Below are 13169 nucleotides of genomic sequence, written 5' to 3' on the forward strand. Positions count from 1 at the left end.
TTATAATGTATAAATGTGTTACAATGAACTAGTTGAAACTTTTTGGAGGTTGGAATGAGTAGAGAATATACAAGAACAATCGTCAAAATTATATTTTGTACAGTAGTCGTATTTGTTTTTGCGATTTATACTCATGTGAGTCAGACAGATCCTATTCCGGGACAAATAAAAGTTGGAGCGACTTATATGACGATGAATAGTGAATTTTATAGACATTTACATAATGAGATTCAACGCTATTCTGATTCAGAAGGTCAGATATTGTATACTCGGGACGCAGAGATGAGTGAAGAGAAACAGAGTAAACAAATTGATGAGTTTATAGAGAAGCGAGTGAATGTTATTGTTATTAATCCGGTTAAGAGTGATAGCGAGCAAATTGTAGAAGCGTTAAGTAGGGCAAAGAATTTTGGAATTAGAGTTATAGCAGTAGATAGTCAGTTGAATAATATAAAAGTTGATACGAGTATAGTTTCTGATAATTACCATGCTGGGATATTAATTGCCAAGGATTTGATGAAACGTACCTCAAATGCTCATATTCTTTTGTTAACGCACAAAGATGCTTTATCAGCCAATCAGAGAATAACTGGTTTTTTGGATACAATAAAATCAGAAGAACATTATCAAATTATCTCAGAAAGAGAAACGGTTGGTCAAACAGAGTATGCTATGACTACTGTAGGTGATGCGTTATCTGAAGGTTTACAATTTGATGCTATAGTGGCTTTAAATGATAGAGCAGCTATAGGAGCTTTAGCAGCAATTAAAGAATTGAAAGTAACTTCAAAAAAACTTATTTACGGAATAGATGGTTCACCAGATATGAAGCATTTATTAGCTACAACAGATGAAGTTACGGGAACGGTTGCTCAATTTCCATCTCATATGGGTAGAAAAGTATCGGAAACAATAGATTTATTAGTAAAAAAAGAAGAAGTTGAAGAATTATATACTATACCTGTACAATTTGTTGATAAAAATAATATAATTCAGTTTGATATTAATGGGTGGCAGTAATGAAACAGGTAAAAGGTGTCCAGTACTCTATAATTTTGCTTTTATTAATTAATTTTCTAACCATTATATACAATGGAGCTTTGTATATACAGATTACAAACTATGTAATTTCAAAGGGACAGATGATACTCTTATTGGGAGAATTAAACAATATTTCAAAATCACCTGACCAGATTTTTTGGTATTCAATTATCTTTTTTGTCGGTATTATTTTTATATCTACCTATAAAATGTATTCAACTGAGAAAAAATGGCCAATTTTTTCAAAATGGAATTTGTTTGAAATAGTATTAATGATTGGTGTTATATGGTCACAAAATCTGTCATACAATGGAATAATATTATTAGTTTTTGCTGATATATTCTATAGTTCAAGAGAGTTTCAAGACTCTGATAGTAAACGTTCTTGGATTATTTTTATTTTCTTGAGTTTTTTAATGTTACTTTTAACAGACTATGAAATCTTGTCACTATTTATAAAAGTTCCATCTCTTTCTACCTATATCCAATTTTACCCATCGTCCATACGAGGTGTAGTGTTATTTTTAGAAAATGCATTGACGTCATTAAACGTTATTATTTTCATCATCTCTTTATTGTCTTATATCCTATACGTGATTAAAGAGCACCATAATATTGAGGAAGAGCTTAAAATGTTATCTAGAGTCAACACTGAATTGAATCATTACATATCGTTATCAGAGAAAATTGCTGAAGATCGAGAAAGGAAAAGAATTGCTCGGGAAATTCATGATACTCTAGGTCATGCGTTGACAGGAATTTCAGCAGGGATTGATGCTGTTTCTGTACTAATTGATGTTCATCCTATCCGTGCTAAAGAACAGTTGAAAAATGTTTCAAATGCAGTTAGAGAGGGGATAAAAGATGTTAGGGGATCATTACATAGACTAAGACCAGGAGCTTTGCAAAATAATGGTTTAAAAGATGCTCTAATATTAATGATTAGTGAGTATGAGTCTCTATCAAAACTCTCTGTCGATCTAAAATATGAATGGGGGAATATTGATTTAGATGTTATGCAGGAAGATACTATTTTTAGGATTATACAAGAATCTATGACAAATTCTGTTCGTCACGGACATGCTAGTAAAATGAGCATTCGCTTTATGAGTGAGGATAACAACATAATAGTTTTGCACGATAATGGAATAGGTTTTGACGACTTACAAATTGGGTATGGCTTGAAACAAATGAGAGAGCGAGTTTCTATTTTAGGTGGTTCTATTCATTTTGAAAATAGGGAAGGATTTTACACTAAAATAGTTTTTCCAAAAATAGGAGGTGAAGTATATGATAAAGGTAATGATTGCAGATGATCAGGCGTTAATTAGAGAGTCTTTGCAGATCATTTTATCAGTATATGCTGATATTGATGTTGTATCCGTCGTTGGTGATGGTATCGAAGCTATGGATAACATTATGACTGTAAAACCGGATATAATTTTAATGGACATTAGAATGCCTAGAATGGATGGAGTATTGGCTACAAAAGAAATCAAAAAACTTTTTCCAAATATAAAAATTATAATCTTAACAACATTTGATGACGACGAATTCATTTTTAGTGCTTTAAAATATGGTGCATCTGGCTATTTATTAAAAGGAGTTTCAACCGACGAGTTATATCAAGCCATTCAGACAGTGTATAAAGGTGGAGCTATGATTAATCCTAATATAGCTAGTAAGGTATTTCAATTGTTCTCGCAGATGGCACAGACCAATTTTTCTATTACTGTGAAGGAAGAGAATATTGAAAATATATCACTGACAGAATGGAAAATTATTCAGCAAGTGGCATTTGGAGAATCAAATAAGGAAATTGCCAGTAATCTTTTTTTATCCGAGGGAACAGTGCGCAATTACCTTTCTATCATTCTTTCAAAACTAAATTTGAGAGATAGGACACAGTTAGCCATATGGGCTGTACAAACAGGTGTGACACAAAAGAATTTTTCAAAGGAAATGGATAAATGAAAGTAAAGCAATTGTTTCTAGCGATACTGTTTGTGCTAAGTTGCTTGAGTTTATTTCTTATTTGGGAAAACAAGCAGATAAAGATTATTAGGCTGGGTTTTTATTCTGATTCTAGTTGGGGAATTCCTACAGGGAATAACAGCTATGTACTAGATGAGGCTATTAAGAAATTTGAAGAGCTTCATCCAGGGGTTAAAATTGTATATGATTCAGGTATTCCTAAGGAGGAGTATTCTAATTGGATTTCAAGTCAAATTTTAAAAGGTTCTGAACCGGATGTATTTCTATTATCAAGCGACCAATTATCTTTATTTGCATCAAAAGGTATTTTAAAAAACCTAAATTCCTATCTGTCTCAAGAAGATGCCTCTAATTTCTATGATGTATCTTTGCAGGCAGCAAAATACGGAGATGATTTATATGGTCTTCCATATGAAAGCAATCCCATGTTGATGTGTGTAAATCAAGATTTACTTTTAAGAGAGGGCATTGAAATTCCTAAAGTAGGGTGGACGCAGAAAGATCTCTATGAGATTAGTAAAAAAGTTACAAAAGATACCGATGGAGATGGAATCGTTGATCAATTTGGGATAACAGGATATAGTTGGAAAGAATCTCTAGCGGCCTTTGGTGTTAATATTTCTGAGAGTGGTATTCCTCGTATAGATTCGTCAGAAATGAAGGATGCTTTATCCTATATAAGGGGATTGAATCAATTAAACGGACGTTACAAAGTAACCTATAAAGATTTTGATGAAGGGCATGTGGCCTTTTATCCAATGAGTTTGGCACAATATCGAACATATAAACCTTTTCCTTATCATGTGGCCAAATATACAAATTTTAACTGGACATGTATTTCATTGCCAACTACTAAGGAAGACATTCGTTCTACTGTAACAGATACTTCCTTATACGTGCTTTCTTCGCGTTCTCGCAATTCAAACCTTGCCGTATCATTTATAGAATTTTTAACAATTAATCGTGAAATTCAACAAAATTTATTTAATAAGGGTCAAGGAAGCTCAGTATTACCAGAGGTAGTAACTAGTTTGAAGAGTGAAGAGTTGATGAAGAAAGGAATGATTGGTCAAAATGCCTTAACGACTACTTCACTGGATTATATAATGAAAAATTCAATTACAACTATTTCAAAAGGAATAAATTCAAAATCATTGGTTGGAATAGAAGAAAGATTAGAAGCATTATCTATGGATGAAAATAACACGGATATTGAAGGTAGTCTTATTAAGTTACAAAAAGAACTAGATATAGGAACCCTTAAATAGATATCAAGATTATTATTTATTAAATAATACGAACATGGCAGATGTCTTTATTGACATTTGTCATTTTTTTATTGACATTTATCAATAAACTTTTGTGACATTTAACAATTATAAAGTGAAGATAAGGATGATAGAATAAAATCAATAAAAGGAGGGAAATATGAAGTATTTGATATTAGTCAGTCATGGAGGACTCGCAGAGGGATTGAAATCATCTCTTTCTATGTTTGCTTCGGATAAGGTAGATGATGTCATAGCGATTGGCTTAAAAGATGGAGAAAGTCTTGCAGGTTTTTCTGTAGAGGTCAAGAATGTTATTGCATCTCTGGATGAAAATGATTCGGTTCTTGTTTTAGCAGATATTGTTGGGGGAAGTCCTTTAACAACTGTTGCAACAGTATTAGAAGAATTTGGAAAATTAGAGAATGCAACTATTTTGGGAGGTATGAACTTAACAATGGCACTTACAGCAGTGGTGATGAAAGACATTCTGACTGGAAGTGAACTTGTTTCTACGATATTAAACGAATCATCATCGGCTCTACAAGAATTTGAAGTCGGATCAGATGATAATCTTAATGAAGAAGACGATATTTAGTTATATAAGGAAAGGGATAAAAAATTATGGTAGTAACATTTGTACGAATTGACGATAGAATGATTCATGGACAAACAGTCACTAGATGGGCAAAAGAACATCCATGTGATGGATTAATTGCAGTAAATGACGCTGCTGCATCTAATAAGGTTTTAATTCAGGCATATAAAGGTGCGTCAGATAAAAAAACATTTGTTTGGACAAAGGAAGCGTTTAAAGAAAAATCATCTAAAGTAACAGAATCGGATAGTAGATATTTTTTGATTACTAAAAATCCAATTGATATGAAAGAAATTTTAGTAGACCAGGGCTTTATTCCAGGAGATGTTAAAGAAATTATTGTAGGACCTGCTAACGATAGACCAGGTGCTATCAAGTTGGGAAATAATCAATCAATTACTCAAGAGGAAGCAGTTGCACTAGAAGCAATTGAAAAAGCAGGATATAAAGTTAGATTCCAATTATTACCAGATGTATCTATTGGCTATTGGAGTGATTTTAAATCAAAATTTGGATTTTAATAATGAAATAAGGAGACAAAATGATGGAAATTTCTTGGATTCAAGCAGCTCTTTTAGGATTGTTTGCAAGTTTAGCATCGATGCCAGGTATGGGGGGATCCAGTATTGGTAACTATACTTTGGGGCGTCCATTAGTTGGTGGTTTAATTGTAGGTTTAATATTAGGAGATATAACAACAGGGGTAATCGTTGGTGTGGCTTTACAGGTATTATATATTGCCTTAGTGACACCTGGTGGAACTGTATCGGCCGATGTACGGGCAATTTCTTATATCGGAATTCCGTTATCTATCCTATTTGTTCATGCAAATAATATTTCAGGTGAAGTGGCGATTGCAGCAGCAGCAGCGCCAATTGGAGCCGCGGTTGGAACAATTGGAACTGTTTTATTCTATGGTACAGCTACTATGAACTTGCTTTGGCAACACATTGGATGGAAAGCTGTAGAGAAAGGTGATTTTAAGAAGTTATATGCTGTTGATTGGGTATATCCTTGGATTTCACATTTTATCTTTTCTTTCTTACCAACAATGATTATTACAAAATTTGGACCAGATATGGTTGATCTTATGAAAGTATATCTTCCGATGGATGGTTTTGTAATGAAGTCTCTATTTACTGTAGGAGCACTCCTTCCATGTGTGGGTATTGCAATACTTTTGAAACAAATTGTTACAAAAACAACAGACTTTATTCCTTTCTTTGTCGGGTTCACGTTAGCAAAATCTTTAGGCTTGAACTTAGTAGCAAGTGGTGTTGTGTCATTAATTTTTGCAGTAATTTATTATGAATTAGAAGTTATTAAATCTGCCCGTACGACAGCAGTTGTCAGTGATATGGGATTTGATGAAGAGGAGGATATTTAGAATGAGTCGAAAAAAAATATCAAGAAAAACATTGACAAAATCATTTCACCACTGGTTCTATGGACATCTGACATGTTTTTCTCAAGAACATATGCAAACTTTTGGATATTTAACTTCTATGCTTCCAATTGTAGAAGAAATGTATGATACTAAGGAAGAACAAAAAGAAGCTATGCAAACATACACAGCATTCTTTAATACTGAGCCGCAGTTGGGTTCTCTAGTAGTTGGGATAACAGCTGGTTTGGAAGAAGCGCGTGCAAATGGAGATGCCGTAGATAGTGAGACCATCAATGGAATGCGAGCCGGTCTAATGGGGCCTATTGCAGGTATTGGAGATTCACTTATTGTAGGAACATTAATTCCTGTTCTTTTGGGGATAGCTCTAGGTCTTTCTAAAGGAGGAAATATTTCTGGTGCAATATTCTATATTATTGCATGGAATCTATTAGTCTATCTTGGAATGCGTTTTGCTTATTTTAAAGGATATGAACTTGGGGATAAAGCAGTAGAATTTTTAGTAGGTCCTAAAGGTCAGGCGCTAAGAAAAGCAATTAGTGTTGTTGGTGGTATGGTTATAGGAGCTGTTGCAGCAACTTGGGTATCTGTCACTACGGCGCTAGAGCTGAAAAATGGAGATGGAGAAACATTTTTAAACTTACAAGAAAAGATTGATGGTGTTTATCCAGGTCTTTTAACAGCAGGTTTTATTGTTCTATGTTGGTGGCTGATGGCTAAAAAGAAAGTTTCTCCAAATTGGGTGATGCTCTTATTGGTAGTTATTGCACTTGTAGGAGTAGCCTTAGGATTTTTCAATCCAGGCTTGAAATATTAATAGCATCTAAAAAAGCAACGGTTCATAATCGTTGTTTTTTATATATGCGTAATATAAGGATTTAGAGTTTCGGTATTTTTTATAAAAGAATTAACGAAAATACTAATTCCATAAATCATGTTCGTTAAAATTCTACATTATTAAAGTGCAAAATTAGGATAAAGAATTTATCTATTCATCCTCAGAAAGTCAGACTTTTTTCTTGACTATTTCTGACCAAGTGATACAATAGAACTATGAATTAGCACTCAAGTGTAAAGAGTGCTAATGATATCTATCTCATTATGGAGGAAATCAGATGTTGAAACCATTAGGGGACCGTGTGGTCTTAAAAGTAGAAGAAAAAGAACAAACTGTTGGAGGTTTTGTCCTCGCAGGTTCAGCCCAAGAAAAAACCAAAACAGCTCAAGTTGTGGCTACTGGACAAGGTGTTCGTACCTTGAACGGTGACTTGGTTGCTCCAAGTGTTAAAGCTGGAGACCGTGTCTTGGTTGAAGCACACGCAGGTCTTGATGTCAAAGATGGCGATGAAAAGTACATCATCGTAGGCGAAGCTAACATCTTGGCTATCATTGAAAAATAGAAGGAGAAAGTAAGTATGTCAAAAGAAATTAAATTTTCATCTGATGCCCGTTCAGCTATGGTCCGTGGTGTCGATATCCTTGCAGACACTGTTAAAGTAACCTTGGGACCAAAAGGCCGTAATGTCGTTCTTGAAAAGTCATTCGGTTCACCCTTGATTACCAATGACGGTGTGACTATTGCCAAAGAAATCGAATTGGAAGACCATTTTGAAAATATGGGTGCCAAATTGGTATCAGAAGTAGCTTCTAAAACCAATGATATCGCAGGTGACGGGACTACGACTGCAACAGTCTTGACCCAAGCTATCGTCCGTGAAGGAATCAAAAACGTCACTGCAGGTGCCAATCCAATTGGCATTCGTCGTGGGATTGAAACAGCAGTTGCAGCAGCAGTAGAAGCCTTGAAAAACAACGCCATCCCTGTTGCCAATAAAGAAGCCATTGCTCAGGTTGCTGCCGTATCTTCTCGTTCTGAAAAAGTCGGTGAATACATCTCTGAAGCCATGGAAAAAGTTGGCAAAGACGGAGTCATCACTATCGAAGAGTCACGTGGTATGGAAACAGAGCTTGAAGTCGTAGAAGGAATGCAGTTTGACCGTGGTTATCTTTCACAGTATATGGTAACAGATAGCGAAAAAATGGTAGCTGACCTCGAAAATCCATACATTTTGATTACTGATAAGAAGATTTCAAATATCCAAGAAATCTTGCCACTCCTAGAAAGTATTCTCCAAAGCAATCGTCCACTCTTGATTATTGCGGATGATGTGGATGGTGAAGCTCTTCCAACTCTTGTATTGAACAAGATTCGTGGAACCTTCAACGTGGTAGCAGTCAAGGCACCTGGCTTTGGTGACCGTCGCAAAGCCATGCTTGAAGATATCGCCATCTTGACAGGTGGAACAGTTATCACAGAAGACCTTGGTCTTGAGTTGAAAGATGCGACAATTGAAGCACTTGGTCAAGCAGCGAGAGTAACTGTAGACAAAGATAGCACGGTTATCGTAGAAGGTGCGGGAAATCCTGAAGCTATTTCTCATCGTGTTGCGGTTATCAAGTCTCAAATCGAAACCACAACTTCTGAATTTGACCGTGAAAAATTGCAAGAACGCTTGGCAAAATTGTCAGGTGGTGTAGCGGTTATTAAGGTCGGAGCTGCAACTGAAACTGAGTTGAAAGAAATGAAACTCCGCATTGAAGATGCCCTCAACGCTACTCGTGCAGCTGTTGAAGAAGGTATCGTTGCAGGTGGTGGAACAGCCCTTGTCAATGTTATTCCAGCCGTGGCTGATTTGGAGTTGGCAGGAGATGAAGCGACAGGCCGTAATATTGTTCTCCGTGCTTTGGAAGAACCTGTTCGTCAGATTGCGCACAATGCAGGATTTGAAGGATCTATCGTTATCGATCGTTTGAAAAATGCTGAAGTTGGCACAGGCTTCAACGCAGCAACTGGCGAGTGGGTCAACATGATTGAAGAAGGAATCATCGACCCAGTTAAGGTTAGCCGTTCTGCCCTTCAAAATGCAGCATCTGTAGCCAGCTTGATTTTGACTACGGAAGCAGTCGTAGCCAATAAACCAGAACCAGCAGCCCCAGCTCCAGCAATGGATCCAAGTATGATGGGTGGCATGATGTAAGCTTTCTATAGGAAACAACTTATAAAAAACACAAAAGGAGGGAATGGCTATTCCTCCTTTTTATGATATTCACTTCTAAATAGATTTGAGCTCTCCTAACTTATATGATAAAATAAGACTATAAAAAGGAGAAGAACATGATCGATGTAGAAGAAATTCTGAGCAAGATGAACCTCAATCAGAAGATTAATTATGACCGTGTCATGCAGAAGATGGTACAAGTATGGGAGAAAAATGAGCAACGGCCAACCATTCTCATGCACGTTTGCTGTGCCCCTTGCAGTACCTATACCCTCGAATATTTGACCAAGTATGCAGATGTGACAATCTATTTTGCCAATTCTAATATCCATCCCAAGGCAGAATACCATAAGCGTGCCTATGTGACTAAAAAGTTTGTCAGTGATTTCAATGAGCGAACTGGCAATAGCGTTCAATATCTAGAAGCTCCTTATGAACCTAACGAATATCGTAAACTGGTTCGAGGTTTGGAAGAAGAGCCTGAAGGTGGCGACCGTTGCAAGGTTTGCTTTGACTACCGACTGGATAAGACAGCTCAAGTGGCTATGGACTTGGGCTTTGACTACTTTGGCTCAGCCTTGACCATCAGTCCTCATAAGAATTCTCAAACCATTAATAGTATCGGAATCGATGTGCAAAAAATTTATACAACCCACTATCTTCCCAGTGATTTCAAGAAAAATCAAGGCTACAAACGTTCGGTAGAGATGTGTGAAGAGTATGATATCTATCGTCAATGTTATTGTGGATGCGTCTATGCAGCCCAGGCTCAGAATATTGATTTGGTTCAGGTTAAGAAAGATGCCACAGTTTTCTTGCTGGATAAGGATGTTGAAAAAGACTATTCCCATATCAAATTTACAGTTACAAAATTAGATATATAAGGATAAGCCTAGCTGTAAAGCTGGGTTTTTAAAATAAAAAAACCGGGGTCTTAACCCCAGTTTGACAACTTTACCGATTCTTTAGTTCTACATAGCGCTTGTACCAAATGTTTACATAGGCTTCTGAGAAAGGACCTCGTCCATTGTTAATCCAATCAACAAGAATTTTGACATGTTCTTTTAAAATATAGTCCAAGTCATCGGAATAATTCATTTTGCGTTTGTGACGCTCATACTCCTCAACGTCCAAGAGACGTTTCTCTCCATCTGTAAAAATTTTAACATCCAAATCGTAATCAATATACTTCAGTGCTTCTTCATCCAGATAGTAGGGGCTAGCCATATTGCAATAGTAGGAAATTCCATTATCACGAATCATGGCAATGATATTAAACCAATATTTCTTGTGAAAGTAAACAATAGCCGGTTCTCGAGTGACCCAACGACGACCATCACTTTCGGTAACCAGTGTATGATCGTTGACACCAATAATGGCGTTTTCTGTTGTTTTTAGTACCATGGTGTCCCGCCAAGTTCGGTGGAGACTCCCATCATGCTTATAACTTTGAATTGTAATAAAGTCGCCTTCTTTTGGAAGCTTCATAACTAACCAACTTTCTACAATTTATAAGTTTATCGTTTACTATTGTACCATAAAATTACCTAAAATCTGTGAATTTTACATGAAAATATTAAAGATATTCTCTGAGAGCGCTTGCTATATCCGAAAAATCGTAGCCTTTTCGTGCTAAAACTTGAGTTAAACGCTGTTTAAGTTCGTATCCTTCATATTTTCGGGCATACTTAGCATATTGCTTATCAAGTTCCTTGAAGATGAGTTCCTGAGTCGTTTCTTGATCAACTTGACTATCCAACTGGTCAAAAGCAGTTTTAGCATCAGAATAGGAAAACCCCTTGTTGGTCAGATTTTGGATTATCTTATCTTGCAAGGCACGAGCTGGAAGTTTTCCCTCATATTTTTTCAATAGTTTATTAGCTACACGTTGAGCAACTTCCGAAAAATCAAATTCTTTCAAGGTCTCCTCTATAGTAGATTTTGAAATCCCCTTTTGTACTAGTTTCTGAGTCAGTACATAAGGTCCCTTGTCTCCTGAAAGTTGATTAGCATTGATGATAGCATAAGCGTAATGGCCATCATTAATCCAATTATCTTCTTTAAGATTAGCAATGACTTGGGAAGCTATGTCTTCATCAATATCGTATTTTTTCAGATATTCTCTGACTTCTTTTTCAGTGCGAGCTTTAAAGGATAGGTGGTAGAGGGCTAGATTCTTACCATAAGAAAATTGAGCAAAGTCCTGAATCTCCTTCAATTCCTCTTCGCTTATCATCTTATCTCTAGATAACATAAAACGAACAATTGTATCTTCAGTAATGTAGCATTTGTCGCCATTATCAAGCTCCATCATATAGAGTCTTTTTTTCTTTTCAAGTTTTGTGATTTTCATAGTTCTATTATAACTCAAAATGTGATAAGATAGGGGTATGAATCTGAAAGTGAAACAAAAAATACCATTAAAAATCAAGCGCATGGGAATTAATGGTGAGGGAATCGGCTTTTATCAAAAAACCTTAGTCTTTGTGCCTGGTGCTCTCAAAGGTGAAGATATCTATTGTCAGATTACTTCTATTAAACGTAACTTTGTAGAGGCAAAACTACTGAAGGTCAACAAGAAGTCTAAATTCCGTGTTGTGCCTGCTTGTACTATTTACAATGAATGCGGAGGCTGCCAAATCATGCACCTGCATTATGATAAGCAGCTGGAGTTCAAGACGGACTTACTTCACCAAGCGCTAAAAAAATTTGCCCCTGCAGGATATGAAAACTATGAAATCCGCCCGACGATTGGAATGCAGGAACCCAAGTACTATCGTGCTAAGTTACAATTTCAGACTCGAAAATTTAAAAATCAGGTCAAGGCAGGTCTGTATGCACAAAACTCTCACTATTTAGTAGAGTTGAAAGACTGCCTGGTACAAGACAAGGAAACCCAAGTGATTGCTAATCGTCTAGCAGAATTACTTACTTATCACCAGATTCCAATCACGGATGAGAGAAAAGTTCTAGGTGTTAGAACGATAATGGTCCGACGAGCAAGAAAGACTGGACAGGTTCAGATTATTATTGTTACAAACCGTCAGCTTAATTTAACCCAACTAGTAAAAGACTTAGTTAAAGATTTTCCAGAAGTTGTGACAGTGGCTGTGAATACAAATACAGCTAAAACCAGTGAAATTTATGGTGAAAAGACAGAGATTATCTGGGGAGAAGAGAGTATTCAAGAAGGTGTACTCGATTATGAATTTTCACTATCTCCTCGAGCTTTCTATCAACTGAATCCTGAACAAACAGAAGTCCTTTATAGCGAGGCAGTAAAAGCGCTGGATGTTAGTAAAGAAGACCATTTGATTGACGCATATTGTGGAGTTGGAACAATTGGTTTTGCCTTTGCAAAGAAAGTAAAAACACTCAGAGGTATGGATATTATTCCAGAAGCTATTGAAGATGCCAAGCGAAATGCTAAAAGAATGGGATTTGACAATACTCATTATGAAGCTGGAACGGCAGAAGAGATTATTCCTCGCTGGTATAAGGAAGGCTACCGAGCAGATGCTCTGATTGTGGATCCACCACGTACAGGTCTGGATGATAAGTTATTAGATACTATTCTTACCTATGTACCAGAAAAAATGGTCTATATTTCTTGCAATGTTTCGACCTTGGCTCGTGATTTAGTACGTTTAGTAGAAGTCTATGATCTCCATTATATCCAGTCGGTCGATATGTTCCCGCATACAGCTCGAACGGAAGCTGTTGTAAAATTAATAAAAAAAGTTTAAAAAAAGTGTTGACAAAGTTTGAAAAGCCAGTATAATAGTAAGAGTTGAAAACAACTC

Annotated in this window: 14 protein-coding genes; 12 read left to right on the forward strand and 2 right to left on the reverse strand. The window is 36.2% G+C overall.

Features of this window, described 5'->3' with window-relative positions; all coding sequences use genetic code 11:
* Positions 1 to 54 precede the first annotated feature (54 nt).
* The 11 genes from O3599_RS06225 to O3599_RS06275 all read left to right on the forward strand — a co-directional run bounded on the left by O3599_RS06225 (position 55) and on the right by O3599_RS06275 (position 10250).
* Entirely contained in the window at positions 55 to 1020 is a 966-nt protein-coding gene (locus tag O3599_RS06225; RefSeq protein ID WP_020903141.1) for a substrate-binding domain-containing protein, read from the forward strand.
* Positions 1020 to 2357: a sensor histidine kinase gene (locus O3599_RS06230; RefSeq protein ID WP_020903142.1), complete on the forward strand. Its 1338-nt coding sequence runs from the start codon at positions 1020 to 1022 to the stop codon at positions 2355 to 2357. Before O3599_RS06225 ends, O3599_RS06230 begins: the two co-directional genes overlap by 1 nt.
* Positions 2332 to 3015 carry a response regulator transcription factor gene (locus O3599_RS06235; protein ID WP_020903143.1) on the forward strand — a complete coding sequence of 228 codons (684 nt, stop codon included), beginning with the start codon at positions 2332 to 2334 and terminating at the stop codon, positions 3013 to 3015. Before O3599_RS06230 ends, O3599_RS06235 begins: the two co-directional genes overlap by 26 nt.
* Entirely contained in the window at positions 3012 to 4304 is a 1293-nt protein-coding gene (locus O3599_RS06240; protein WP_247939757.1) for an ABC transporter substrate-binding protein, read from the forward strand. Before O3599_RS06235 ends, O3599_RS06240 begins: the two co-directional genes overlap by 4 nt.
* A 160-nt stretch (positions 4305 to 4464) precedes the next feature.
* Complete coding sequence (locus tag O3599_RS06245) at positions 4465 to 4902, forward strand: PTS sugar transporter subunit IIA (RefSeq protein WP_020903145.1); 438 nt, start codon at positions 4465 to 4467, stop codon at positions 4900 to 4902.
* Between the two features lie 26 nt (positions 4903 to 4928).
* Entirely contained in the window at positions 4929 to 5423 is a 495-nt protein-coding gene (locus O3599_RS06250; RefSeq protein ID WP_020903146.1) for a PTS sugar transporter subunit IIB, read from the forward strand.
* A 23-nt stretch (positions 5424 to 5446) separates the two neighbouring features.
* Positions 5447 to 6289 carry a PTS sugar transporter subunit IIC gene (locus tag O3599_RS06255; protein WP_078238001.1) on the forward strand — a complete coding sequence of 281 codons (843 nt, stop codon included), beginning with the start codon at positions 5447 to 5449 and terminating at the stop codon, positions 6287 to 6289.
* Positions 6270 to 7124: a PTS system mannose/fructose/sorbose family transporter subunit IID gene (locus O3599_RS06260; RefSeq protein ID WP_031233157.1), complete on the forward strand. Its 855-nt coding sequence runs from the start codon at positions 6270 to 6272 to the stop codon at positions 7122 to 7124. Before O3599_RS06255 ends, O3599_RS06260 begins: the two co-directional genes overlap by 20 nt.
* A gap of 298 nt (positions 7125 to 7422) precedes the next feature.
* On the forward strand, positions 7423 to 7707 hold the full coding sequence (gene groES, locus O3599_RS06265; protein WP_000917337.1) for a co-chaperone GroES: 285 nt from the start codon (positions 7423 to 7425) through the stop codon (positions 7705 to 7707).
* A 15-nt stretch (positions 7708 to 7722) separates the two neighbouring features.
* Complete coding sequence (gene groL, locus O3599_RS06270) at positions 7723 to 9345, forward strand: chaperonin GroEL (protein ID WP_084953044.1); 1623 nt, start codon at positions 7723 to 7725, stop codon at positions 9343 to 9345.
* A 137-nt stretch (positions 9346 to 9482) separates the two neighbouring features.
* Positions 9483 to 10250: an epoxyqueuosine reductase QueH gene (locus O3599_RS06275; protein ID WP_004258744.1), complete on the forward strand. Its 768-nt coding sequence runs from the start codon at positions 9483 to 9485 to the stop codon at positions 10248 to 10250.
* A 70-nt stretch (positions 10251 to 10320) separates the two neighbouring features.
* On the opposite strand, the gene O3599_RS06280 is transcribed toward O3599_RS06275, so the two are convergent.
* Positions 10321 to 10854, reverse strand: coding sequence for a DUF402 domain-containing protein (locus O3599_RS06280; RefSeq protein WP_000775316.1), 534 nt, complete (start codon positions 10852 to 10854; stop codon positions 10321 to 10323).
* 88 nt (positions 10855 to 10942) lie between these two features.
* Positions 10943 to 11719, reverse strand: a complete 777-nt coding sequence (gene recX, locus O3599_RS06285; protein WP_023948261.1) for a recombination regulator RecX — start codon at positions 11717 to 11719, stop codon at positions 10943 to 10945.
* Positions 11720 to 11756: 37 nt separating this feature from the next.
* Here recX and rlmD point away from each other — a divergent pair, with 37 nt between their 5' ends.
* Positions 11757 to 13112, forward strand: coding sequence for a 23S rRNA (uracil(1939)-C(5))-methyltransferase RlmD (gene rlmD, locus O3599_RS06290; RefSeq protein ID WP_023948262.1), 1356 nt, complete (start codon positions 11757 to 11759; stop codon positions 13110 to 13112).
* Positions 13113 to 13169 lie beyond the last annotated feature (57 nt).

It is taken from the genome of Streptococcus sp. 27098_8_103 (genome assembly GCF_041432345.1).
Lineage (GTDB): Bacteria > Bacillota > Bacilli > Lactobacillales > Streptococcaceae > Streptococcus > Streptococcus mitis_BV.